Here is a 25304-nt window from a genome sequence, read left to right as displayed (position 1 = left end):
GATACCGCCCGCATCATCACCTGAACACGGTACCTCACAGTCCTCGGAACCATTTATCACTATGACGTCTACCCATGCATCAGTCGGTCCCCATGGTACGGGACACCTGATCTCGTTCTCGCTTATAAGCTCGATCTCGGCCGGTAACACATATGATATACCGAACTTTACGGAAAGCCCTTCGAGGAAGTTGGAGCCGTAGATATTGACCATATCTCTGCATTCCCCTTCGAAGGGGACAACGCCGTATTCGTGGGGCGTACGAGACACACAGGGGCGGATGATGGCCACATACTCGAACAGATCACAGGTCACCGTGTAGGTCTCATTTGACTCTTTTATTGTGATCTTAATCACGACATCATCATATTCATAATCGAAGTTCAAGTCTCCTGTTAGCTCATATTCTTCACGGACATCCTTTTTCGCGGCCTCGATATCCGCTTCTGTAGGGAGCTCTCCTTCTCCGGATATATAATCCCAGCCGGCTGTAGCCTGCGTATAATGTATCGTAATATCATATTCCCCGGGGTCGTACTCAGGAGTCAGCAATGAGACCCTGTTGTTATCTGATGTCACGTCAAGGCAAGGTTCACTGTCCCTGTGGATCCTGACCTCATCCACTGTCCCGAGATCATGCCCCCAAAGGGTGACTCTCGTATCTCCAGAAGTCGGACCGCATGTCCTAAAGAAATCATGGACAAACGGGGAATATAGTTCTACATGCTTGGTACCTCGAGGCCAAACCACTTCGTCCTCCTCAGGACAGCATTTCGGATTGCATGAGGAGATCAGAAATCCAAGCATCGAAAGAACCAGAAACGCACGCTGACGTGCGCCAGAAAACAATGCTCTTCGCATTATCGCCTCCCTGTAGGTTGTAAATGTGTGAGTCCCTAGTTGTGACCGCTATGAGCCCAAGTATGGAGTAGACTGGATAGATGTCAAGAAAATTCCCCGAATCAGGTTTCAAGCGAAAATCCGACCATGTATCCCTTTGATGTCTTTGAAGAATAAAGGACTATTTCTATTTAAATATCCTGACAGGCCTTATCACGAACCACTCGAACCGCCAGAACCCCCGGCCCCACCAGAATACTCCTCCACCAAAGCCTCAAACCTCTCATCCCCCCTCAGCGGATCCCATATCGAATCGAGCCGCAGCAGATTCACCGACACCCGACTGGGGATCGAAAGCAGGATCTCGAGCCGGTCGATGGCATCTTCGTGTTCGCCGGTCATAGTGTAGAGTTCGGCGAGGCGGTGGAGATAGCTCGGGCCGAGATAGGCGTCTTTGGAGACGGGAAGAAGCTGGACCGAATGCTCGCCTGCCCTGATGGCGGCATCGCGGGCTCCGAGGTACACGTATACGAAGGCAAGGGTCGAGTAGTTCGCCTCCAGCGATCTTCCATCGCCGCGCACGGAACGTTCGAGGATAACACGGGACGAATCAAGCAGGGCTATGGCGCGTGCGATGTCATTCCTGTCAGCGGCGCTTCCCGCCTCGATCAGCGTGACCATCGCAGTATCGAAAGTGGTCGCGGGGACGCAGTCGAGCTTGCCTATCCTGTCGCCCTCGGAAGTGGCGGATTCGTCGGCGATCCTGAAGATCGACGGCTCGGCGTAAATCCACGCGGGGCAGCCTCCGCCGGGCGAATTGTTATCATCCATAGTAAGCATGTAGCGGCGCGCGGCAGCGGGATCGCCGTCGCGCAGGATGGCTATCTGGGCCTTGGCGAAATACGCGCCGGGCGAGCCGGGCGAGAGCGAAATCGCTCTATCGATGTATTTCTCGGCTTCGTCATAGCGCCGCATCGTGATAAGCGTGTTGCCGAGATGGTCGACATGGATGAGGTAGCTTCGCGGATCGGCCCTGAGCGCCATCTTGAAATTCCTTATCGCCTCATCCCAATGCCCCTGGCGCCGCTTGATATAGCCGATCGCGATGTTCGCGTCGGCGTTACCGGGCTGCCGTCGCTGTACTTCGAGGAAATACTCCAGCGCCCTCTCGAAATCCATGCTCCCGCGGTAATGCAGGAATCCCTTCGCAAGCTGTCCCTCGGTCAGGCCGGGATCGATCCGCATCGCCTCGTCAACGGCCCGCCTCGCTTCCGCCAGAGCGCCGCTGTCTCCGAATATCATGTACCTGTAGCTGTACGCCTTCGAGAGGCGCGCCCAGGCGACGGCGAACTCAGGATCGAGCTCGACCGCCTTCTCGAACACACCGATCGCTTCGAGCGAACCGTCCATATCGACGCTTTTGTCGCTGAACTCGATGCCGTGCATGTAATAGTCGTAAGCCTCGAGGTTTCGGGTCGGCCGCGCGGCCAGCGCCCTCCGCTCTGGCCCGAGCAGCTTGACGTCGAGCTCTGTCGCTACACGCTCGGCGATCGCAGACTGCAGCCGGAACACCTCGGTCATCTCCTCGTCGTATGAATCGGCCCAGACGTTGATGTCGCCCGAGCATTCGATGAGCTGCGGAGTGATGCGCACCCGGCTCGCGGGGTCAAGAGGCCGCTCGCGCTGTATCGTACCCACCAGTATGTAATCAGCGCCGAGTTCCTCGCCTATTTCCCGCGCGCTGAGACTGCTTCCCCTGTACTGTTTCGCGCTCTGGCGCGAGATGACGCCGAGCCCGCTGAGAGAAGCAAGGCGCGCGGTTATGGCGTCTGTGATACCGCCGGCGAAGTATTGGTCCGTCTCGGGGCCATGGTTCTCGAAAGGCAGCACGGCGAGCATCTTAAGGTCGTCGGTCCGGTTAACGCTCCCCCACCAGCCAGAATCCGTAAAGTACTTTGGAATAATATATATAGCGAGAAATGATACGAGCACTGCGGAGGTTATGAATAAACTGCGCCTCGCGGGGCGAGGCGCGGGCTGGCCCGCTCGTTGAGGCTGTCCGCTCGCATCGGAGCCAGGACCTTTCAGGTCCAGGAGCAGTTCCTCAGCACTCTGATACCTCTTACTCATATCCTTCTCGAGACATTTCACCACGACCTGCTCGAGTTCCGGCGGGACGCCCGCGCGAAGTCCGCCTAGAGGCTCGGGGTCGTTGTTCATTATCGAGTAGAGCACCACCTGGTCGTATTCGCCCTTGAAGGGGCGGCAGCCGGATATCATCTCGTAGAGCATCACACCGAGCGACCAGATATCGGTCCGCAAGTCGACATCTCTACCCATTGCCTGCTCGGGCGACATGTAGGAGACGGTCCCCAGCGTCGCGCCGTCCCGCGTGATCTGCGACCTGGCAGGCGACTTCGCCAGGCCAAAGTCCATTATCTTCGCACGCCCCTCGGGCGTGATGATTACGTTTTCGGGCTTTATATCGCGGTGCTCGATCCCCCGCTTATGCGCTTCGTTCATCCCCCCGGCGATCTGTGCGGCGAGCTCACGTACCTGACCGGGTTCGACAGGCCCAGCCTCGATCATATCTCTGAGGCTTTGCCCCTCGAGATGTTCCATCACGATGAAGGTATGCCCGTCCGATTCGTCTATAGCGTGGACGGTGCAGATGTTGGGATGGTTCAATGCGGCGGCGGCCTGCGCCTCGTGTACGAAACGGGCCTTGTCGTCGTCAGAACCGAGCGCCTGCCGCGAAAGAAACTTCAGCGCGACGGTACGGCGGAGCTTCGTATCCTCGGCGAGATAGACCTCGCCCATCCCTCCTTCGCCGAGTTTCTCAAGGATATTGTAATGTGAGATCGTCTTACCTATCACAATGACCGTATATTAGCACGAAGACGACCGAGTGTTAAAGAGAAACACCGGGATCCGATGAAACCCGATTTCCGCTTGGATCGGCCGCGCTCACAGGCTGCGGATGGCCTGACGGCGAGACGGCTTTTATCCCCTAATCATCCCCGAAATATGATATAATCTGCATGTTAAATGCGGAATGACTCAAAGAAAATATATTTCATAAATATTGTGAAGCTTCCGGAAGGGGTCTTCGGTGTCTCGTCTGTCACGTATAAGGAGAACAGGCCATGTCTAAAGTCATGAAAGTACTATTTCCAGTTATTCTCTGCTCCCTGCTTGTCGCAGTGCCCGCGCTCCAGGCCTTCTGGTGCGAAGACGGGGTCCCGGTCTGCACGGCACCATACTCCCAGTTTGATCCGGAGACAGCGTTTGCCTTTGCGGGCCATACCCTGATCACATGGCGTGACTTTCGCAACTCGACCGACTACGATATCTATATCCAACGCATCGACGAGTTCGGATCACCCGACTGGACGGTCGATGGCATCAACCTGTGCGCGGCATCAGGAAATCAAATCTACCCCCAGATAATAAACGACGGAGGTGGCGGAGCGATCGTAGCATGGGAGGACAATCGCGGCATCGACTCTGATATCTACGCGCAGCGTATAAAATCAAGTGGAGTGATCCAATGGACCACAGACGGAGAACCGCTTTGCGTCGCTTCTGGAGACCAGGAGAGCCTCCAGATCGTGGCCGACGGTGCAGGAGGAGCGATCGTAATATGGGAGGACAATCGCGGCAGTAACACTGAATTATATGCACAGAGAATAAACTCTCTGGGAAATACTTTGTGGACGTCCGATGGGATCCTTGTATCTGTGGTTCCAGGATATAATTATGATCTGCAAGTCACTAGCGATGAGTCCGGTGGGGCGATCGTGACATGGCGTAGCTCCGGCATCTACGCCCAACGGATAGACGCTTCGGGAACACTCCCGTGGGGGACCAGTGGTGTTGAGATCTGTTCGGCAACTGGTGACGAGGATGAACCGCAGATCGTTTCAGACGAAGCAGGAGGAGCGATCATCACATGGATAGACTCTCGCAGAGGAGGTGAGAACTTCAGCGACATCTATGCTCAGTACGTCTCCGCTCTGGGCACAACAATGTGGACCGCTGACGGGATACTGGTCTCCACTGAATATTTTGATAAACAGGCACCCCAGATCATCTCCGATGAAGTGGGCGGAGCTATCATTACATGGCACGAAAATCGTTATGATTCTACCGGTATAAACGTATTCGCACAGCGCGTCAGGAACAATGGCACACTGGAATGGGGAATGGATGCAGTCGATGTATCTCATGTAAAGGAGACGCAGGGCCAACCTCGGATCGTAAGCGACGGAAGCGGTGGAGCGATAATAGCCTGGATCGACTATCGCAATGGATTCGAGGACATCTATGCGCAGAAGATCGACAACGGCGGGATCCTCCAGTGGAGAGCGGGCGGAGCCCCTGTCGCCTTGACAACGGACAACAAATACGACCACCGGATCACAGAGGACGGATCCGGCGGGGCCTTCGTCGCCTGGACGGACAACCGTTATTTGCAGAAGCCTGATCTCTATGCCCAATGGGTCGATACGGGGGGAATGCCCGGTTACAGGCCGACGGTCATAGAGTCTGTCAGCGACATCGCCGGGGACCAGGGCGGCTATGTGCGGATTACAATAGAAAAACATTCGTACGATGACGAGGGCTGGTTCAGGTACCCCATATTCATGTACCACATCTGGCGGCGGGTGGACGACCCCGCGATGCTTGCGGCTATCGCCCGGTCAACGGGCGAGTCCGTTCAGGATCATTCGCTGAGCGAATTATGTCTTGCAGACTGGCCGGTCACTGAAGTGGCTGGAAGGCGATTCCTGGCCGCGACCGAACTGCTCCCCGTGCAAAACTTCCCTCCCGGTACATGGGAGATCCTCGGCACGATCAGCGCCTTCCGTCAGGATGAGTATCTCTATGTGGCGAGTACACGGGACGATTCTACTTCTGCAGGGATCCCGATGCAGGTCTTCTGTGTCAGCGCTCACCCTCTCGATCCCGGCCTATGGTACGTCAGCGCGCCAGACAGCGGTTATTCGCTCGACAACCTCGCTCCCGCTATCCCTCTCGGCCTTGCCGGAGTGTCTGCCGAAGGGCCTCCCGGTGTCGACCTGGAGTGGGACACGAATATCGAAAGTGATTTCTCGCACTACGTCGTCTATCGCGGGTCTTTTGCGGAATTCAATCCATCGGGGTCCACCGAAATCGGGCAGACTGCCGCCCCGGAGATCAGCGACGAATACGAACTGTGGTACGAATCGTACTACAAGATCTGCGCCGTCGACCGGCACGGGAACACGAGTCTCTACGCGGTGCTTGGGCCGGAAGATTTGACTGGCGAGGACCCGGTCGACATGCCGGCAGCCAGTTATCTCGGGCAGAACTATCCGAATCCCTTCAATCCTTCGACGACGCTGAAGTTCGGATTATCGAGTGGTTCGCATGTATCAGTGAAGATCTACGATACTTCCGGCAGACTGGTGAGGGTGGTCGTCGAGGAGTTCCGTCAGGCAGGCCGCTACCATGAGCACTGGGACGGGCTGAACTCCAGGGGATTGCCGGTTGCAAGTGGTGTCTATTACTACCGATTGACAGCGAAAAACATCGAGCAGACAAGAAAAATGATACTGCTCAGGTAAGACGTTTCTCTTTCGAGTGATTCCGGGAAGTAAGAAACCCGGCTGTCGAGTCTTTGAAGGCTCGGTAGCCCCCGCCGAGTCTTGCCACCTGTGTTTAGGTATAGATTGTTTTATCATGCTTATAGTTGATTTCCTTAAGCTAATATGTTACACTCGCCGTCTCACAAAGGGGGTGAATATGAGAATCATTGGTACAATCTTATGTCTGGCTGTAGTGCTGACCTGCCTTCCGACCGCCGGACCGGCCCAGACGATAACCCACTCGTGGTTTATCAACGACGGGGCGGGGACGGTCTATTGGTGGGGAGACTCGGATCCACAGCTGGGTGCCTACTGGGAATGGATGGGCCCGGGTTACATCGAAACCGGGGACACCGTCTGCGCGCAGGCCGACGTACTTCAGCCTGTACAGGAGTATTACGCTGCGTCACAGGTCGAAGCGAGTATGACCTACGCGGGTAACTTCTGGGCAGTGCTCTACCTCTCAAACAACTATGAGAATCACAATAACCCGGTCTATGCCGCAGTCGGCTATGGAACACCGGGAAATCCGGCGAGCTTCACCCAGGTGACACCCACTGTTACGGGAAATGTGACGAACCTGACGATGGGATGCGGAATGCCCTACAACTTCAATTTCGGAGGCCCGCATTTCATCAACCTGACGAACCAGTCGGTCATCATCAAGATCTGGACTGACGTGGCACCAGGAGACGTCCATATCTACTGGGATGCCGATTGCTGCCCGAGCGCCCTGTATCTCGACAACACTGTAGGCGTCGAACCCAGCAGCTGGGGAGTCATAAAGCGGCTTAACAGCGATTAGACCCGCCTGTATCCGCTTAAAACTAAAGCCGGACCCGGAATTCTGATATCTTCAGCTTCCGGGTCCGGTCTCTAATATCTCCCAAATCCCAGCTGGATTATGATATAATGTACGCGTAAAAAGCGGATCGACTCGAATATCTTGATTAATACTTTTCGAATTCAGGGAAAGGATATCTCCCCCGTCCTGTGTGTTCAGGATCAACAGGAGGATCGAACATGGACAAGACCATGAAGATTATATTTCCAGTACTTCTCTGCGTTATTATCGTCGCCGTCCCGTCGCTACGTGCGATGTGGATCGAGGATGGAATACCGATCTGCGTGCTCGCTGACGATCAGCTCAAGCCCACGATTGTCTCCGATGAAGAGGATGGAGCCTTCATCGCGTGGGAAGATTCTGACAGCGGCACTGGCTACTCCGCGATCAAAGTCCAGAAAATAAATGACGAGGGTAACACCGAGTGGACCGAGGGCGGCATTCCTGTCTTTACGGAATATCCGGCAGCTGACTATCAATATAATCCTGCCATCGCATCTAACAAATCCGGTGGGGCGATCGTGGTATGGGAAGATCTTGTCTTCGGCGATGCTGATATTTTTATCCAGATTCTCTCTGCATCGGGGACTCCCCTTCTGCCCCCTGGTGAAATGATGATCCTCTGCGAGGCGAGTTATGACCAGACCGATGCCAGGATCATTTCTTACTATGACGGCAGCGCTATAATCGCTTGGCAGGATGAAAACGGCGGCCATTATGATATCTACGCGCAACGGATCAATTCATCGGGAACGGCCCTGTGGGCAGAGGACGGAGAGCAGGTCTGCGATGCCGGCTGGGATCAGACAGAACTCCAGATAGTGGACGATCGCAGAGGGGGGGCGGTCGTAGTATGGCAGAACTATCATGTTCCCGGTGAAATCGATATATTCGCCCAACGTATAGACAGCATGGGAACGACCCAGTGGAGCGAAGCACCCCTCTGTGTAGCGTCGGGGTTACAGTATGAACCGCAGATCGCATCCGATGGCAAGGGTGGTGGAGCGATCGTGACCTGGACTGATGATCGCTCTGGCGTATATACATATGACATATATGCTCAGCGGATTGACGGAACGGGCACGATCATCTGGGCCACGGATGGCATCGCTCTCTGTACGGCTGCGGGCAATCAACATACCCCTCAGATCGTCTCCGATTATTCCGGAGCTGTATCCGGCGCGATAGTTGTGTGGGTAGACACCCGAAACGGCAATAACGACATCTATGCTCAGCGGATCGATCCATCGGGAACGATAATGTGGGCTGCCAACGGAGTACCTGTCTGTACGGCTGCGGAGCATCAGAGTGTTTTCAGTATCAAGTCCGATGGAGCCGGCGGAGTGATCGTATCATGGCATGACGGTCGCGGCGCGGATTATGATATATACACCCAGTGGATAGATGCCTCGGGAACTGCCCAATGGCCCGCGGATGGATTGCCCCTCTGCGGCGCGGCAGGAAATCAGACCCTGCCCGTGATCACATCCGAGATCTTCAGTCCCGCGATCGTCGCATGGAGCGACTATCGGAACGGTAATTACGACATCTATGCCCAGGCGATCGATTCACAGGGAAGGATCGGATATTTTCCTCCCGTCATCGAATCGGTCAGCGACATACCCGGCGACGAAGGCGGCTGGGTAAGGATCTTTATCGACCGTTCGTCCTGGGACGACGCCTGGCGGTATACCAATCCCGCATTCCTCTATAACGTCTGGCAACGTATTGATAATCCAGCCATGACTGCTTCGATCGGATCATCGACTGATGATCCAGTCGAACTCGAGAGTGTTTCAGACTGGCCCATGGTCGAAATCGAGGGACGCCTGTTCCTGGATTCACGGGAATTCGTGCATAGCGGACAGTTCCCTCCAGGCACCTGGGAACTTCTCGGTAGTTTCGCCGCATGCCAGGAGGATGGGTACGTCTATCGTGCAAGCACGCTCGTGGATTCGACCGAGAGCGGTAACCCGTATTCGGTATATGTGGTGAGTGTCCATACTACCGTCCCTTCGATATGGTACATGAGCGAGCCCGACAGCGGATATTCGGTCGACAACCTTCCGCCCGTTCCACCTGTCGGTGTGATTGCCGAACAGAGTTTCGATCCAGTCGGTCTGTCGCTGGCCTGGGACATGAATATCGAATCAGATTTCTCGTTTTACGCGCTCCACCGGGGTCCAAGCGAGAGCTTTGTGCCTGCTCCCGCTAATCGTGTGGCGACTCCGGGAGATCCGGAATATTTCGACGATGAGTGGCATTGGGACTCGGGATACTACTATAAGGTCTCAGCTTTTGACAGTCACGGCAACGAGAGTTCCTTCACGCTGATTGCCCCCGGGGAGGTCACAGGGTACGACCCCGTTGTAATTCCCACTGCATCGTATCTGAGCCAGAACTATCCGAATCCGTTTAATCCTTCGACGACAATAAAGTTCGGGTTGTCCGGGAGTTCACATGTGTCACTGAAGATCTATGATGCCTCGGGAAGGCAGATCCGGATGGTCATCGACGAGGACCGTGACCCCGGACATTACACCGAGGTCTGGGACGGACAGGATGGCAGCGGCCGGGCAGTAGCAAGTGGAGTATATTTCTACCGGCTCAGCACGAAGACATTTACGCAGAACAGAAAAATGATCCTGCTGCGTTGAATCAGAGAGCAGGCGCATAGACATACTATGCCCCACCAGGAGGCCCAAAGGAGCTCCTCTGGAATAAATAATGCAGGTCTTGTCATTGTCCGAAAAGCGACCCTCATTAGGGAGATATGACAATGACAAGAAACAATATAGCCACATTGTTGATAATGGCACTATCCGTATCATCACTGGGCTGTGATAGAGAATCAGACCTTACGACTCCTGAAATCACAAAATATCAATCCCGTGCCGAAGCACAGGTCATAGCAAATTGCCTTACCGTACAGGCAGCTACCGAGGAATTTGCGTTTCTGAATGGAGGGATCTATCCCGCTGCTGCTGCAGACTGCATTCCCAACGGAGATAATCTGGTGGATCTGCTGCCTGAAGGTTGGCTTCTTGAGAATCCTATGACTTTGTACCCAACAGAACCTGCTGCATGGGGATGTAGTCCTTATGCTCCGGGGGGAACAAGCATCGAAGCTGTCGTGGGCTCTAGCATTAATGTCGGCTACACGATAAAAGGCTCTGGAGAGGAACCGAGGGTCATCATCGCGAACATGACCAACATCCGCCCCGGTGATCACGCGGGGATCATGGGTAAATGCCTCCATTTTGAAAATGACATACTGCATTATTTTACAGGGTCCAATGATGGCACTTTTCCCCGCGATCTGGATACAGACCGGGACCTTGACGGAAATACAGTCATGGATTACATCGACATGTATGGTGGTTGGTTATTAATCAACATCCTCACCGGCGAACTTTCAGAACCTCGAATGGGGACGGCATATGATCCCGGATCGATCGCATATGCTCCGATCATTGAGGGAGATATCGTCGTCGGCTGCATTATTACTGCAGTCGGGGAAACTCCCGGTGAACTGATAGTGAATCGTGAATGTATCGAGGCTAGAGAATCATACGTCCTCCAGAATTGTCACCTCTTCGAACAGGCTCTCCTCAAGTTTGCCTGGAGAAATGATATGATCTTTCCTGATGACATGAATTCGGACACTGACATGACTGGAAGAACCTTGCTGGATTATTTCCCTCATAATTACAATTATTATACACGTGTCCGATGTGACCCCGTTGACGGAACGGCTTATGAAGTTGGAGAAATCGCTTATACACCTGTTGTTGAATTCGGCATCAATTCTGGATATGTGATCACAGGCGCCGGAAAGTATCCCGGCGTGATCGTCGCCCGGAATGAATACGATCTGTCAGAAGCCGACAAGACGATCTATTACACAGGGGCTGTTCTCAGAACCGCTGCAGTTGAGTTTGCCGAGAGAAACGATGGCGTATTCGCAGTCGATTTTGACACTGACATGAATCTTGATAAGAATACTATCCTGGACCTTCTTCCGAACAAAAGACTGCTGATCAACCCCGTCTCATCGAACAGGACCGGCATCATCAACGGCAGGGCTGCATATCCCGGTGAAACCGCCTACCGAGGGTGGGGAACAGGTTTCAGGATAAGCAGTATCAACGAGGCCGGGTATTATATAATCAACTATAACTGGCGACCGGCATCGTAGGGAATTCCCCAGCCTTGACAAATGTATATTTCTCGCATTCACGATCAGGCGAAAAAGGATCCGGGTAATCTCTGCCAGAAACATGAGTCGTGAGGAAAGAAAGGCATTCGATACGTTATGAAAAAAGAAAAAGATACCGAAGTTCAAGTCCGAGAAGGAAGAGCGTAAGTTCTGGAGCAGAGAAGACTCGGCCGAGTATATCGACTGGAGCAAGGCCAGGCGCGCTGTCCTTCCCGATCTCAAACCTTCACTCAAGACCATCTCTGTCAGGATGCCCGAGCATATGCTCGCCGACCTGAAACTGCTGGCCAACAAGCGGGATATCCCCTATCAGTCGCTGCTCAAGATATTTCTCGCAGAACGGATCGATTACGAGCTGAGATCTCAGAGGGAAAATTGACGAAACCGCCAGATCAATGGCCCGGATCATTCTATAAGCAGGAAACCGAAACGGTTCATGGCATCGGCGTAATCCTTCACGACATCTATCTCGTATCCGGCATTCCTCGCCGTGGCGAAGACGTCCATCCCGAGACCCTCTCCTGACGGCCTCGCGCCCTTTATCTCTCTGCATTCGCCATGGGGTCCGACACATTCCCCGCAGAGGTTGCAGGGATCTATGAAGATCATGAATGCCTTGTAGAAACCGGAGAGAAATACCTCACGTTCGATCTTCAACAGATTTCTGTTTATACTCCTGGACCATTCGTGCCTGGCTTCAGGATCCTCCAGAGAGATGCTGAAGTGGAATATCACCGCTCTGGAATACTCCCCGAGAAATTCTCTGCAATCGGCGACCGAAGGAAGATTGGGAGGACACATCATCCCCTTGCCATATTCATCGCAACCGAAACGACATTTCATCCTCACCCACTGCCCCGTCACCATCTCCGCGGAATCCATAAACCTGAAATCGCCACAACCATTCTCTTCGAAAACTGCCTTCATCTCTTTTTCGTTCAAGGATCCTCCTTTGCCGGGCCTGTGGCCCGCCTGCTTCCTGTTCACCTCTTGTGGGCCACATGAACTGCCGAGACGCCAAACATCAGCTTCCTGGATTCGACCTCGGCAAAACCGGATTCTTTTAATACAACGGCAAGTTCTTCAGCTCCGTAGAATCGTGGTATAGACTCGGCGAGATAAGTGTATCCTTTTTTATCCCCTGTAAAAACCGTAGCCGTACATGGGATGTAAAGCTTAACAAACAGATTTCTCAACCTGACCAGCAGAGAAGAAGAAGGCTGGCTCGTTTCGACATTCACAAACAGTCCACCAGACTTCAGCACCCGGTGTATCTCGGAGAACCGGTGAACGAGGGTCTCCCTGTCGGGATTGTTGTTCCTCGTCGCAAAGGACATCGTCACGAGGGAGAATGTATCGTCCGGGAATGGCAGACAATCCATATCACCACCACAGAATCTGATTTCAGATGTGTCTGGTTTTTTCTTTGCCTCGACGAGCATCTCCTGCGAAAAGTCGACTCCGAATACCTTTACATTACCAGGCACATCACCGGACGCAGTCATAGATACATTTTCAGGCGCTTTCTTGGTCGCCAGCTCATGCAGATTAACCGCCATCTCCCCCGTACCGGTGCAGGTGTCGAGCCAGAGTCCGGATCCCGGGCAACTCCCAATCTTCTGAACATCATAAGATTCCTGAGCGACCCCGGGATCATCGCGCCGACACGCGCCCACCTCCACCGCTATCCTGGCAGCCTTCTTCCTCCACAGGACATCCAACCCGAAGGTCATGGCATGATTGGTCAGTTCGTAATTACCCGCTATTCTGGAGTAAACTTTCCTTAGAAATTTTCCCTGTGCCTCGGCCTTACTCATTATAGTCTTTTTCTTTTGAAACGAATATCTATAGCAAGTGTATTCTATATGTGGGGCAAATATATAGAAAAACTTTATCTACTGGAGAGTGATTATGCTCACAAACAATCTCAAGGTAACCATTCGCAATATCGCCAGGCACAAGGGATTCTCTATAATCAATATAATGGGCCTCGCCCTCGGCATGACTGCCTGCATCCTTATCGCTCTTTGGGTACAGGACGAGACCAGTTACGACAGGATGTATCCGAACGCCCAAAACATCTACCGGCTCTACCGCCAGTTCGATACACCCGATGGCAGGGTCACCTCTACTGTCGTCCCCGCCGGCCTCGGGCCTACCCTTAAGGGATCGTATCCTGGCGTGGCCGACGAAGTGACTTTCATGAACCACCGGTTCGTCCTTTCGCACGATGAGAAGAAATTCACCGAAATGATCGCTGTTGCCACGCCGACTATCCTCGACATATTCTCGATAGAACTGCTCAGAGGCGACAAGGCGACCGCGATGAGCAAGATCACAAATATCGTCATCACAGAGGAACTGGCCCTCAAGTACTTCGGTGACGATGACCCGATGGGAAAGACTCTCCAGGTAGAAAACTGGTTTCCCGCGACGATCACCGGCATCATAAAGAAACTTCCCAAAAAAACGACGGTCCGGAGATTCGACGCGGTCATAAATATAAATCTGCTGGGACAGCTCTGGGGACGGGACATGGCGGACATGGAAATCGGAAATTATTACGGGTACATATCCATCGACCCTGCCGCTTCTCCGAAGGACGTTCAGGCAAATATCGCCGGAGTCATTCAGCCATATCACGAAGAACCCGCCGGCGAAGAGGGCTCCGTCAACTCTGTAAAAGCCACGGTGCTCATGCAGCCCCTTCTCCGGGAACGGCTCCATGACATAGAAGGCGGCGGCCTGATTACTTACGTATATATCTTTTCGGGGATAGGACTCCTCATCCTTCTCATAGCATGCTTCAATTACATGAATCTCTCCACGGCACGCTCCGGTAAACGAGCCATGGAAGTCGGGATCAAACGTGTCGTCGGCGCCAGTCGCCATCAGCTTGCGAAACAGTTCTTCGGTGAGGCCCTTATAATGTCTTTCTTCGCCGCTGCTGTCGCGCTGCTTCTCACCTACACTGTCCTGCCCTATTTCAACACTATGGCGGGCAAGGAACTTTCGCTTACATTCAGACCTGCTACAGCGATACTCTTCGCTGCCATCACTCTGCTGACAGGTATCATTGCCGGTACCTATCCAGCGTTGATACTTTCATCATTCAGGCCGATCGCAATAATGAAGAGTGGAGCCAGAAACAAGACAAAGGGCACATTGTTCAGAAGAACTCTGGTAGTCGCACAGTTTTCCATATCGATATTCCTGATCATAGGATCGATGCTGATATACAGACAACTCGAATTTATCCGTGGAAGGGATCTGGGGTTCAAGACAGACAACGTTCTTACCTTCAGATTGTCGAGCCCCCTGCAAAGTCAATGGTCCAGTTTCAGACAGACCCTTCTGTCCGACCCCGGGGTCACGGGAGCGACAAGAGTAAATGCGCCTCCCGTATATCGTGAATCCAGCACAGGTGGCAATAACGTCTCGTGGGAAGGAAAATCTCCTGATATTTTTATCAATGATTTCGGCATCGTCGGGACCGACCCGGGGTTTATTGAGGTGTTCGAACCCGAAATGGTGACGGGAAGATTCTTCAGCGAAGAGTTCCCGACAGACATGACTGACGGAGCAGTAATCAATCAGACCGCATTGAGGACGATGAACATCGACGACCCGATCGGAAAGACATTCACCACATATGACAATACTTACCGGATCATCGGAGTTGTCAAAGATTTTCATCTTCAGTCTCTTCACACCACGATAAAACCACTTGTCATTCTGCCCAACTGGGGTATCGACGGAATCTGCGTATCGCTGTCAGGAGAAAATCCTGCCGAGACGAGAGCCTTCGTCGAGGCGACAGTATCGCAGTTCGATCCAGGCGCGCGGCCTACACTGGAATACCTTGACGATATGCGGATGAACCGTAGTTACGGCACCGAGCAGCGGACCGAAACGATGATAAAATACGGGACCTTCCTCGCGATATTCATCTCATGTCTGGGGCTTCTGGGCCTGGCCGCTTTCACCGCGGAGCAAAGGACAAAGGAGATCGGCATACGCAAGGTGCTTGGCTCCTCCACCAGTGGCATCATTCTCCTGCTATCGAAAGAATTTATCAAATGGGTCCTGATAGCCAACGTCGTAGCATGGCCTCTCGCCTGGTACGCCAGCCGGAAATGGCTCGATGGATTTGCCTATAAAGCCGACATATCGATCTGGGTGTTTGTTGCTTCGTCTGCAGTGGCGTTGGCGATCGCCTTCATGATAATAGCATGGCAGTCATGGAAGTCGGCAAGAGCCAACCCGATCGAAAGCCTGAAGTACGAGTAGGTTCATTTAAAACTTATGAACCGTCTATGATCCTTCGGAAACAGACCCTTCTGCGTACAGTATTTGGACTATCCACAGACAGATATGAATGCTAGTATCCCGTCACTATGAAGAATCACTTCAGGACATTGGCAGTATCGCTGACCTTCCTGCTTCTGGCTTTGACGGTCCAGTCAAGGGAGTTAATAGCCGGCAGCGGTTGGCAAGACGAATCGGCATCGGATCAGGTATCCAAAGCTGAGACCTTAGAGCGACTTTCCAATAAGACTCTCGCTCTTTACAAGGCTGAACGATACACCGAAGCCCTCCCGGTGGCAGAAAAAACGCTCGCGCTGGCTGAAGAACTTTTCGGCCGGCACCATGAGGTGACAGCAAAATCTCTCAATAACCTCGCCCAGATTCATGTAGTTTTCGGAAACCGTTCAGAGGCCGAAAAGATGTTCCTTGAATCTATAGCTATCACTGAAAAGGTAAGCGGCAGGGATCATGCCGACATCACTCCCGCCCTGAAAAACCTCGCAGCCCTGTATTTTTTCTCATCGAACTTCGACAAAGCCGAAAAGTATTATCGAAGGCTGATTGAGATAGAGGAACAATTAACCGGCAAAGACCATGCAGACCTGACCGGGCCACTCGAATCCCTCGCGAATGTCTTTGAGGCGCAGGAGAGATTCTCCGAAGCCATCAAGCTTCGTGAAAGAGCCCTCAAGATAAGAGAACGTTCTATCGGTGAAAACTCGGATGGGCAAAAGAACGACATTCTGGGATTCGCTCGCAATGCCATTACAAGACTCTGGGATAACCTCGCCGCTTCACTCAATAACCGAGCCACCTCACTTGTCAGGGAAGGCAAGCTGGAGGAAGCCGAAGAACCTATGAAGGAAGCCCTGTCTATCAGAGAGAAACATCTGGGCCCGGACGATTCACGCACAATCTCGACTCTGAAAAATCTCTCGATCCTGTATATGCGGCTTAAGATGTATGCCGAAGCCGAGCCTCTATACCTCAGGCTCCTCGTAATATCGGAGGATTCACTTGGAAAAGGCAGCGCTGAAATGGTGCCCGAACTATTAAAGATGGCAAGACTCTACAAAAACCTCGACCGGCCTGAAGAGACCGCGGCCATGTATGAACGCGCGATATCGATCCTTGGTAAGGCCCCGCAGAACAACGCCTACCCTCTCGCACTGCTCCTGAACAACCTGGCGACCCATTATACAGGCTGGGAAAAACATGAAGAAGCAACGGCCCTTTACTCACGAGCCGTCTCTGTAATAAAAGACTACGGTATTATTGAGAATTCCGAAACACTCGTCATAATTCAAAACGCCCTGCAGTTCTTCAGACAGACGGGCGATGACGAAAAAGTGGCCGAGATCGAGAAGATGCTGGGGATCGAGCCGGAACCTGCCGATTAGTTCCCGAACCGCGGGTTGACGACATTGTTGTATATCGAGCCGAATGTATAGCTTATCCCGAACGAGACATAGTAATTGTAATCGGTCGCTATCTCCTGCCTTCTAAGCAGTATATCCTCATCACTCAGATCACCCATTGGAAGCGATAGCTGGTTTCTCACGCGGGAGATCTGCCCGTTGATATTCAGGGAAAAACCCTTGAACAGTTTCAGCGAGACCATGTTGTACCACGACAGCCGGTTCTTGCTGAAGTCGTGGAAGTAGTGAGAGCCGTCGAGGCTCGATGTTATCGTGCCCCAGGGCTGGATCATCTCGAGCGCCACTGAGATGTTCTGACTCGAAAGCCATTCGTGATTCTTCTCGAAGATCGTCTCCTCGGTATAATCGGCATAGGCAAGACTGGGCCAGTAGATCAACCGCAGCTGCCGCCTTGTCGATTCGGAGTAAGGAAATATGTTATACTCGACTCCACACGACAGCTGCGATCTCGAATCGAGGTTGCTGTACGTGGAGGTACCGTAAGACCATCTGGTTCCCCATGACCAGTGATCGTTGATGCTGATAAAGTGCGAGCCGTAGAATCCTCTGCGGCGGGACAGACTCAGGATCGTCTCATCATCGATATCGTATCTGGCCTCATTATAACTTCCGTAGATCTCCATATATGTCTTCGAAGCCTCGGTCACCCTGCGGGCTGAGACCTCACCATAGACCGACAGGTTCCGGTATGACTCTTCACCATTGAGCCACATGTTGGATTCGACCTCATAGACCCAGTAGTTCCAATTGTCGACGACTTCGTCATTATCGATGGGGCATGAATACCCGATATTGAGATGTTTGCCGAGAGGTGTACCAGCTACATAACGCACCAGCCCCAGCTTAAAGACTCTCGCCATCTCGCATCTGACCTCATCGGCAGAGGCCTCACTCATCGTGCTGAAGGTAAGGGTGTCGGAGACTCCCGCAAAACGACCCTGCCCGATGAACTCCACCGTGTATTCATCGCCTCCACTTCCCGTTCGCTGTGAGATCACCATTATATGTACATCGGCTTCTTTTCTGTCCCGGACGAAATTGACGAATTCTATCTCTGTCCTGAGATACGCCTCGTCGCAACGATTACAGTCTATGTAGATCTTCGGGCCGGTGGCTCTCAGATCCTCTGATTGTTCCTCAGTATCCTGTCTGGACCCGATCGATCCGGCAGTCTCAGCCATGGCCATCGAGGATATAAGTATTGCGATCGCAAAGGTCGTAATGATCAGAAATCTCATCCACTCTTCTCCATGTTAAAGAAAAGAAAGGATGGAGCGATAAACACTCCATCCCTCTTTTCAATAATATAGAAAACTATGTTACCTGAGCAACACCATTTTTTTCGTTACTATCTTATCCTGCGTAGTGAGCTTGTAGAAGTACATTCCCGACACTACAGGCTCGCCAGATGCATTCATACCGTCCCAGACGACCTGGCGACTGCCGGCGTCCATTTCCCTGTCCGCCAGGGTCACTACGAGCCCTCCCCGGATATCGTAAACACTCAGGTTCACGCGCATCCGCGCAGGCAGATCGAACCTGATGCAGGTCACAGGGTTGAACGGGTTCGGATAGTTCTGATGCACTACAAGGATCTCAGGCTTCAAATCATCTGCCGGATCGTCGATGGCGGGATCCTCGATGTCCGGATCTTCACCATCATCGATGCCATCATTATCATCCTCACCCTCATCCTGGTCGTCCCCGTTCTCATCCCCATCCTCTTCATTATAACAACAGGTGCTGTCGTCACCCTGAAAAACACAGATCGTATCATATCCTACAAACGATTCTTCCCCCACAAACCCACGGATCGAGACTGGAACCGAGCCTGCTTCAGTTCCGAAAAGATCGATGAACTCTTCGCGGGAGAACTTCAGTTTGAGATGTCGCTTGCCAGCATCTGTACCGTCCTCTGATCCATCATCCTCTTTTCCGTGACCCCATTCCCAATTCTTCGGAAACCAGTCGATCAGTATCCTGCCATTGAGCATGACCGTCTCGAGGTCGATTGCCGACACTTCCTGGTCAATGGTATCCGGAAACGAGACATGCGCCGTGATCCAGTTACCACACGATTCCATATCAAGCGACCTCGGAGTCACCTTCAGATCGGCATTGAAGACCATGCTCGAATCCATGAACCCCGGGGTGAATGATATCTCGTTGGAGAACGGACTCTCTACACCATGACGGTCCACAGCAGTGACTCTGAAATAATAGGTTATTCCGGGCATCAGATCGCGCACATCTATCGAGTTGTCCAGGGACACGCCGATCTTCCTGGTCGGATTCGGAGAATCGCCTCCATAGAGATAATACCGCTCCACGTTGTCGTCCCCGAACTTTTTGAACCAGACTGCTATCCTGTTCTCACCTTCCACGATCCACGCTGTTGGGAGAGCTGCCTTCCCGCTCCAGGGAAAACGGAAGACCCTGTAGCTGATGTTCTTTGGAGGCAACTCAAGTTCCAATACCTTCGTTCCATCATATGCCACTTCGATCGCGGACGGCCTTCCGCTGCCATAGCCGATGATCGTGTTTCCGTTGGATAGTCTCTGCGTACTTCCCCTTGAACTGCCGTAAATCGACGGGTCGTTACGGAACTCCCATACCATCGTCGCAACCATGTTGACCTCGTCGAGCTTGTACTCGACACCTCTCGACTCCTGTGGATCGTTCAGATTCCCGTTATCGAATAATGTCACATTGCCGTTCGGTAACCGTCTGATATCGTGCTGACGGGAGAACCACTGCGTATCGCCGATGAGTTCGAACTGGTTGTTCGGACCACCCATCCGCCAGATGATCTCACCCGTCTCGCGATCGATCTTGGTGATCTCGCTTTGATGCCTGCTTGATATCAATATGTTGCCATCGCTGTCGAACTCGACGGCATTTACATGCGCATACCGGATATTGTGACCGGTGAGGTCGATATTTGTGTCGAGAATATCAAAATGGTCTATCGTCCGCCATTCGAAGACCAGGTTACCATCCGGGTCGAACTCCTGGATTACATTGCCGGTGACGTTGGCAGCCGTATCCCCTCCAGCTACAAGCACACTCATATCGATGACATCGGGATCATTACCGATGAGCAGAGCGTGGCCCTCAGGACTCAGCACAAAATCGTGCATATCCATCGGGTAACCCTCTATTATAAAGCTGTCGATTACCGTGTAGGTGTCGTCCATGAGGTAGAAATAATTAGTAAGGCCGTGAAAATATGAAAGGGCTCCACACTTCTGCATCTTAAAATCGATTGCCTTACCGGGCGTCTCCCTGAAAAACTCCGGATATCCGGTGTCGTCCAGGATCATCATGTAATTCCCCTCTGTCCCATTCTTCCCGGAATTGTTGGTCATAAAAATATAGCCGGGAGCCGTCCCGTCCGTCGCTGTAATCTCAATAACAGGGAAATTATCCGGAAGAACGAGCTCCTCGCCATCCTTGTTTTTCCAGTGCCGGTCCTTGTCCGGTTTCCCGCTTTTTTCAGGATCCTCGAAAGTCCCGTCGCTCTGGAATCCCTCGACTACCCCACCTTCCGACTCCTCCATACCGATCTGCTGATCGAGTTCGAGAGTGTATTCGACGATACGTGACTTGACTTTGAAGTCCGACGAAAACAATCTCTTCGTCATTTCCGTAGGATCGTGGAGAGTTACAGTGACTGTCTCTCCCAGGATAAACTCCCTCTGCGGCTTGAAGATCATCGTTCGGCCGTCGCGAGCCAGGGTCCATCTGCCGTCTATGACTCCACTCACCGAACCCGTCACATCGACGAGTCCCTCCATGCCCCGCGCCCCGTCAGGCAGTTTTGATTCGAGCATCGTACCAGTCCTGAATATCAGGCTCGTACCGGGAGACACCTGCCTTGCGCCGGGGATCGGCGACTGATACTTAAACCAGCCTTTGCTCTCTGCTCCGGCATTCGTCGGCATAACCGCAATGCAGACCAGAGCAAATATGACCAGAACTGAGAAAACAAATGTTTTATTCATTCTGAAACACCTCCCGATGCTGTTATTGAACAGGTTTTTTCTTTGAATGCATGCTACATAATAACATAAAAGTGGGCGTATTTCATCGATTATCCATCATGAGAAGGTGGTTCCAAAAACAGGGGGTTCGATGTCTCAAGGAATTATTTCTCGAACTCTCCCTGTCCTTTGCTCAAAAACACTTCAAAGATCTTCATTTCCCCCGGCAGTATAGGACAGCCACGACCAGTAACATCGTAACGGCCAGTCCCAGATTGGCCATAAGTTGATTGTCGACTTTCGTGAAATACGAGAACGCCCGTGATTCGTTGTTAATAATAGCATGAACGAAAGCAGCTACCCAGATCGAACCCGACCGGGGCAGACATCACGAGCATCAGCGGCATATGTCAGGCAAACCAGATCACACCACCGATTATAAATCCCCAAACCAGGCGCCTGTTTATTGTTCTGTGGCCCGGAATTTTACTCGACCCGTTTCTACTTCGACAAAGCTCAGGAAACATCAACTCGCGCCAACCGAACTCCTCGCCGAATCCTGCGAGTGTCATCGGGATGATAACCACCGTAGATCCTATTCTTTATACAGCGATTTTATGACTCCCCAACTGTCTCCCGCGACCGAGACCTCATGTAAACACAAGTATGTGGTCAATCCTGTTATCTCGAACATCTCATTGTCAGGATAGAAGGTTCCACGAAGTTCGCCGCTGTCCGGATGCGAACCTATAGCCAGTGGATAGTCATACATCTGCTCACACGGGACAGTCGTCATGCAGGTATATGTCGCAAGCTGATCATATCCGTCCGGATATCCTGAACATGGAGGCCAGAAAGTAATCGAATGTCCCCCGAACGGAGTACCCAGGGAAAGGGACTGGTTTGGCGGATACGAGACAGAAAGTATCATGAACAATGCATGGGTAAGATCGGATGGTGTCAGCAACTGATACTCGACTGCTGTAACAAAGTGTTCCTGGTGGACGATGTACAGATTCAGCTCGAATTCAGTAAAAGGTCCGACCGGATCGTAATGAAGTCTACCACCATAGTAGACACCCAGTGTAGGGCACGCCATCAACATTCCCGGAATCAGGAACATGACGGCAAGAGCCGATATCATTCTCTTCATGATCGACTCCTCCTCCTGATTAATGCCAGCGGAGACAAGGAATGATTTAATTGTCGAATGTTGCTTGCAGTACCGGCAAAAAACGTCTGCAGTGATTCCCCCGTAGTGCCAAATACGCCTACATCACCGTTGTCACAAACATCGTGATAATTGCTGGTGCTGTAAGCTATCCGACGATCAGTATAGTACCATAAATCCGGGATTATGTAAATAGATTACTTATCTATCCGTTGCTTCTGGATAAATAGGATTCCCATCTAATATAATTCTTTTCTACCCACTTCCCCCCTGTGTCGGGAATCTGAATTCGGAGGAACCTTCTGTACGATTTCATCTGATCTCCATGACATTGAATTCGTCAGGCGGGGACCAGATGATACTGCAATATAATAAAACAGGTTCCCCGCATTTACCTGAAATCCCCTTTCTGCAACAAAGCAAATGATTCATACGTATATAATCAATAACCCCCCGAATCAGCATTTAAATACCGAGGGTTTTGACTTATGAAAAAATGGCTCAAGATATTGATCGGAATAGTCGCTACTCCAGTACTCCTGGCAGGAATCCTTCTGCTTATCTACGTTCTGTGGAATATTCAGGGAGTGATTGAACCATTTCAACGCGGCAATCCAGACGCGAAGTACAAAGTCCTGGTCGCCAGCCAGGGAAGTGAGTACAAAGAAAGCCTGACTGATGAATTGATAAAGAATATTGAAGCCGACAGTATATTTATCTCCGTAATTGATGTTACGGGCCTGGAAAGTATTGATGAAAAAAACTGGGATGCCATTGTAATCATTCATACCATGCAGATACACAAGATGCCCAAACAGGCGATGAGATTCCTGGAAGGCATGCCCGACCTCAACAAAGTAATGCTGGTCTCCACCTCAGGCGCTGGTGACGACCAGGTCGACTATTTCGAGGTCGACGCGGTCAGCACCGTCTCACGCAAATCATTAATACCGAGGGTCGTTGAACTGGTAATACCGAAGCTGGAGGAAGATCTTGGGATTGCGCTTCGATAGACGAGCCTGACATCGTCATAGTCCCGGTCTCGGACATCGATCTGACAAATCAGAAGTCACACCAGGGCAAATATTATCAGACCTCGCCCCTCAGCCATGCCTTACGTTCCTTCTCGGGGAACTTCTCTATAGCGTAGCGCAGCATCGTGCGGGGCATATCCTTGTAATGCTTTTTCAGGAATGTCCTCTCGGCTGAGCCATGGCGGTTGCCGACTTCCCTCAGCATCCAGCCGACGGCCTTGTGAATCAGATCCTCTTTGTCCTGGAGCAGGATTTCCGATATGGCAAGAGTATCGACAAAATCGTTGTTCCTGATAAAATGAAACGTCGACATGATGGCGATCCTCCGCTCCCATAGATCACGGGAACGCACCAGGCGATACAGGGGCTTCCGCCCCTTATCCTCCAGATAGGGGCCGATGATATAATGAGCCGACAGATCCACAAGGTCCCAGTTGTTCACCCGGTTGGTGTTCGCCAGGTAGGCCTTATAAACTGCAGACTTCTCAGCCGTACTACCCTTTCTAAATATCTCGACCATCATGAGCAGGGCAAAGAGGCGCACCTCGTGCCAGGACGACTGAAGAAGCAGCAGTGCCGTATCTAGCAATGAGATCCTGAGCTCTTTTAATGAACCTCTGTACTCGTCCTTATGCTTCTTCACCTGTTTCTTAACTTCGGCCCTGATCACGGGTACGCGTATGCCGAGAAATTTGTCACCCTCTCCGTATTCGCCCTTTCCCGTCTTGAAAAAACGCTGCGAATGCTCCGCGATTGCGGGATCGCCGAGGGCCTTCAATGTGGCTATGATCTCTCTTGCAATTTTTTTCATGAATAACCTTATAGTTCCGATGGCTCCTTCGTGCCGCCAAGATCTCACTGCTGACAATGCTATTAGATTGTACGGTATTCAGATCACCTGCCGCAACACTACTCGGATCTTTATTGTCAACCGCCCCTACTCCGGCCTCATCTCTTCGATGAAATCGGCCCTGACCCAGTAGATGTCGCCCTGACCTGTCATATTTCTCGTAAAGAAAAGATACTTCCCATCGCGCGTTACGGTCGCGCCCCAATCGCCATAAGGAGTGTTGAGTGCTTCTAGGTTTATTACCTCTCCCCAGGAACCGTCCTTCTGGCGATAGCTCATATAAAGATCCGCCTCACCCTTGCCCCCGGGCCTTGGCGAATTGAAGATGATATAACTCTCGTCGGGTGCGATGAAGGGATGCGCCTCGACATATTCGGTATTGATCCCTTCACCCGGGTCCTCCGTCCGGATGGCCTCATCGCCGGACAGGACGTACCGGGCGATAACGCCCGTGTCCTTGCCTTCCTCCTTATTGAGGTGGTAGGTGATGTCGGTCACATATATCACTCCATCGTCGGTTGAGGTCGCCCTCATACTGTTACTGATCAGAAGCTCGGAATCACTCCAACTACCATTAATCCTCTTCAACCTGTAGATACCTCCGGCCATCCCCTCCTCGTTCCTGCGAAACTGGTTCATCAGAAGGCATTTTCCACCCTTCATAATATGTACCTCGCCACCGGGGCCGGGGTACTTCACTCCAAAATCAAAAGGAGCCGGCTCGCTCCATCCATCATCACCGAGCGAGCAATTCATCACTCCGGAACTAGCCCGGCTCCAGTAAATCTCCCTGCCGTCCTCGCTGAACGAGATCACGTAATCGGTAGCTCCATCCACCGAGACCAACCCGGGCGCAAAGAGCTTCGGCTCGGCGCCAGGCGGATCCTCTCCCAGATAGAACGCGGATTGTTTCCCATCTACGCCGCCGGATACTTCATCGACTTCCGACCCGTTTATCAGCTTTGCAGCAACCAGCAACAGCGTGA

Annotated in this window: 17 protein-coding genes; 8 read left to right on the top strand and 9 right to left on the bottom strand. The window is 52.2% G+C overall.

Features of this window, described 5'->3' with window-relative positions:
• Both KOO63_14995 and KOO63_14990 read right to left on the bottom strand, forming a co-directional pair.
• A partial coding sequence (locus KOO63_14995; GenBank protein MBU8923124.1) for an IPT/TIG domain-containing protein occupies positions 1-861 on the bottom strand: 861 nt, incomplete at its 3' end.
• Positions 862-1053: 192 nt separating this feature from the next.
• Complete coding sequence (locus KOO63_14990; protein MBU8923123.1) at positions 1054-3717, bottom strand: protein kinase; 2664 nt, start codon at positions 3715-3717, stop codon at positions 1054-1056.
• Between the two features lie 269 nt (positions 3718-3986).
• Here KOO63_14990 and KOO63_14985 point away from each other — a divergent pair, with 269 nt between their 5' ends.
• The 5 genes from KOO63_14985 to KOO63_14965 all read left to right on the top strand — a co-directional run bounded on the left by KOO63_14985 (position 3987) and on the right by KOO63_14965 (position 11912).
• On the top strand, positions 3987-6449 hold the full coding sequence (locus KOO63_14985) for a T9SS type A sorting domain-containing protein (GenBank protein MBU8923122.1): 2463 nt from the start codon (positions 3987-3989) through the stop codon (positions 6447-6449).
• Between the two features lie 178 nt (positions 6450-6627).
• Entirely contained in the window at positions 6628-7275 is a 648-nt protein-coding gene (locus tag KOO63_14980) for a hypothetical protein (GenBank protein ID MBU8923121.1), read from the top strand.
• A 218-nt stretch (positions 7276-7493) separates the two neighbouring features.
• On the top strand, positions 7494-9971 hold the full coding sequence (locus KOO63_14975) for a T9SS type A sorting domain-containing protein (GenBank protein ID MBU8923120.1): 2478 nt from the start codon (positions 7494-7496) through the stop codon (positions 9969-9971).
• Positions 9972-10093: 122 nt separating this feature from the next.
• Positions 10094-11512 carry a hypothetical protein gene (locus KOO63_14970; protein MBU8923119.1) on the top strand — a complete coding sequence of 473 codons (1419 nt, stop codon included), beginning with the start codon at positions 10094-10096 and terminating at the stop codon, positions 11510-11512.
• 133 nt (positions 11513-11645) lie between these two features.
• The gene (locus KOO63_14965; protein ID MBU8923118.1) at positions 11646-11912 is read left to right on the top strand and encodes a BrnA antitoxin family protein; all 267 of its coding nucleotides are present in this window, start codon (positions 11646-11648) and stop codon (positions 11910-11912) included.
• A gap of 26 nt (positions 11913-11938) precedes the next feature.
• On the opposite strand, the gene KOO63_14960 is transcribed toward KOO63_14965, so the two are convergent.
• Both KOO63_14960 and KOO63_14955 read right to left on the bottom strand, forming a co-directional pair.
• Complete coding sequence (locus KOO63_14960; GenBank protein ID MBU8923117.1) at positions 11939-12475, bottom strand: DUF2284 domain-containing protein; 537 nt, start codon at positions 12473-12475, stop codon at positions 11939-11941.
• A gap of 41 nt (positions 12476-12516) precedes the next feature.
• Positions 12517-13350: a ubiquinone/menaquinone biosynthesis methyltransferase gene (locus KOO63_14955; GenBank protein MBU8923116.1), complete on the bottom strand. Its 834-nt coding sequence runs from the start codon at positions 13348-13350 to the stop codon at positions 12517-12519.
• A gap of 94 nt (positions 13351-13444) precedes the next feature.
• On the opposite strand from KOO63_14955, the gene KOO63_14950 reads away from it, so the two are divergent.
• Both KOO63_14950 and KOO63_14945 read left to right on the top strand, forming a co-directional pair.
• Complete coding sequence (locus KOO63_14950) at positions 13445-15823, top strand: ABC transporter permease (protein ID MBU8923115.1); 2379 nt, start codon at positions 13445-13447, stop codon at positions 15821-15823.
• Between the two features lie 107 nt (positions 15824-15930).
• Positions 15931-17241, top strand: a complete 1311-nt coding sequence (locus tag KOO63_14945; protein ID MBU8923114.1) for a tetratricopeptide repeat protein — start codon at positions 15931-15933, stop codon at positions 17239-17241.
• Here KOO63_14945 and KOO63_14940 read toward each other — a convergent pair.
• The 3 genes from KOO63_14940 to KOO63_14930 all read right to left on the bottom strand — a co-directional run bounded on the left by KOO63_14940 (position 17238) and on the right by KOO63_14930 (position 22416).
• Entirely contained in the window at positions 17238-18518 is a 1281-nt protein-coding gene (locus KOO63_14940; protein ID MBU8923113.1) for a hypothetical protein, read from the bottom strand. The two genes, KOO63_14945 and KOO63_14940, sit on opposite strands and share 4 nt — an antisense overlap.
• Positions 18519-18599: 81 nt before the next feature.
• The gene (locus KOO63_14935; GenBank protein ID MBU8923112.1) at positions 18600-21284 is read right to left on the bottom strand and encodes an aryl-sulfate sulfotransferase; all 2685 of its coding nucleotides are present in this window, start codon (positions 21282-21284) and stop codon (positions 18600-18602) included.
• A 574-nt stretch (positions 21285-21858) separates the two neighbouring features.
• Positions 21859-22416: a hypothetical protein gene (locus tag KOO63_14930; protein ID MBU8923111.1), complete on the bottom strand. Its 558-nt coding sequence runs from the start codon at positions 22414-22416 to the stop codon at positions 21859-21861.
• A gap of 506 nt (positions 22417-22922) precedes the next feature.
• On the opposite strand from KOO63_14930, the gene KOO63_14925 reads away from it, so the two are divergent.
• Positions 22923-23447 carry a hypothetical protein gene (locus KOO63_14925; GenBank protein MBU8923110.1) on the top strand — a complete coding sequence of 175 codons (525 nt, stop codon included), beginning with the start codon at positions 22923-22925 and terminating at the stop codon, positions 23445-23447.
• 76 nt (positions 23448-23523) lie between these two features.
• On the opposite strand, the gene KOO63_14920 is transcribed toward KOO63_14925, so the two are convergent.
• Together KOO63_14920 and KOO63_14915 are read right to left on the bottom strand one after the other, a co-directional pair.
• Entirely contained in the window at positions 23524-24279 is a 756-nt protein-coding gene (locus KOO63_14920; protein MBU8923109.1) for a DNA alkylation repair protein, read from the bottom strand.
• Between the two features lie 126 nt (positions 24280-24405).
• Positions 24406-25304, bottom strand: an 899-nt coding sequence (locus KOO63_14915) for a hypothetical protein (GenBank protein ID MBU8923108.1), incomplete at its 5' end; no start/stop codon positions are given.

It is taken from the genome of Candidatus Latescibacterota bacterium, assembly GCA_019038625.1.
Lineage (GTDB): Bacteria > Krumholzibacteriota > Krumholzibacteriia > Krumholzibacteriales > Krumholzibacteriaceae > JAGLYV01.
The sequence above is the reverse complement of the archived record's forward strand: the minus strand, read 5'-3'. Positions and strand labels throughout refer to the sequence as shown.

Coding starts and splice junctions, on each gene's coding strand:
- KOO63_14970 (MBU8923119.1), top strand. CDS start 10,094: ATGACAAGAAACAATATAGCCACATTGTTGATAATGGCACTATCCGTA.
- KOO63_14930 (MBU8923111.1), bottom strand. CDS start 22,416: ATGAAGAGAATGATATCGGCTCTTGCCGTCATGTTCCTGATTCCGGGA.
- KOO63_14940 (MBU8923113.1), bottom strand. CDS start 18,518: ATGAGATTTCTGATCATTACGACCTTTGCGATCGCAATACTTATATCC.
- KOO63_14950 (MBU8923115.1), top strand. CDS start 13,445: ATGCTCACAAACAATCTCAAGGTAACCATTCGCAATATCGCCAGGCAC.
- KOO63_14955 (MBU8923116.1), bottom strand. CDS start 13,350: ATGAGTAAGGCCGAGGCACAGGGAAAATTTCTAAGGAAAGTTTACTCC.
- KOO63_14920 (MBU8923109.1), bottom strand. CDS start 24,279: ATGAAAAAAATTGCAAGAGAGATCATAGCCACATTGAAGGCCCTCGGC.
- KOO63_14985 (MBU8923122.1), top strand. CDS start 3,987: ATGTCTAAAGTCATGAAAGTACTATTTCCAGTTATTCTCTGCTCCCTG.
- KOO63_14925 (MBU8923110.1), top strand. CDS start 22,923: ATGAAAAAATGGCTCAAGATATTGATCGGAATAGTCGCTACTCCAGTA.
- KOO63_14945 (MBU8923114.1), top strand. CDS start 15,931: ATGAAGAATCACTTCAGGACATTGGCAGTATCGCTGACCTTCCTGCTT.
- KOO63_14975 (MBU8923120.1), top strand. CDS start 7,494: ATGGACAAGACCATGAAGATTATATTTCCAGTACTTCTCTGCGTTATT.
- KOO63_14980 (MBU8923121.1), top strand. CDS start 6,628: ATGAGAATCATTGGTACAATCTTATGTCTGGCTGTAGTGCTGACCTGC.
- KOO63_14935 (MBU8923112.1), bottom strand. CDS start 21,284: ATGAATAAAACATTTGTTTTCTCAGTTCTGGTCATATTTGCTCTGGTC.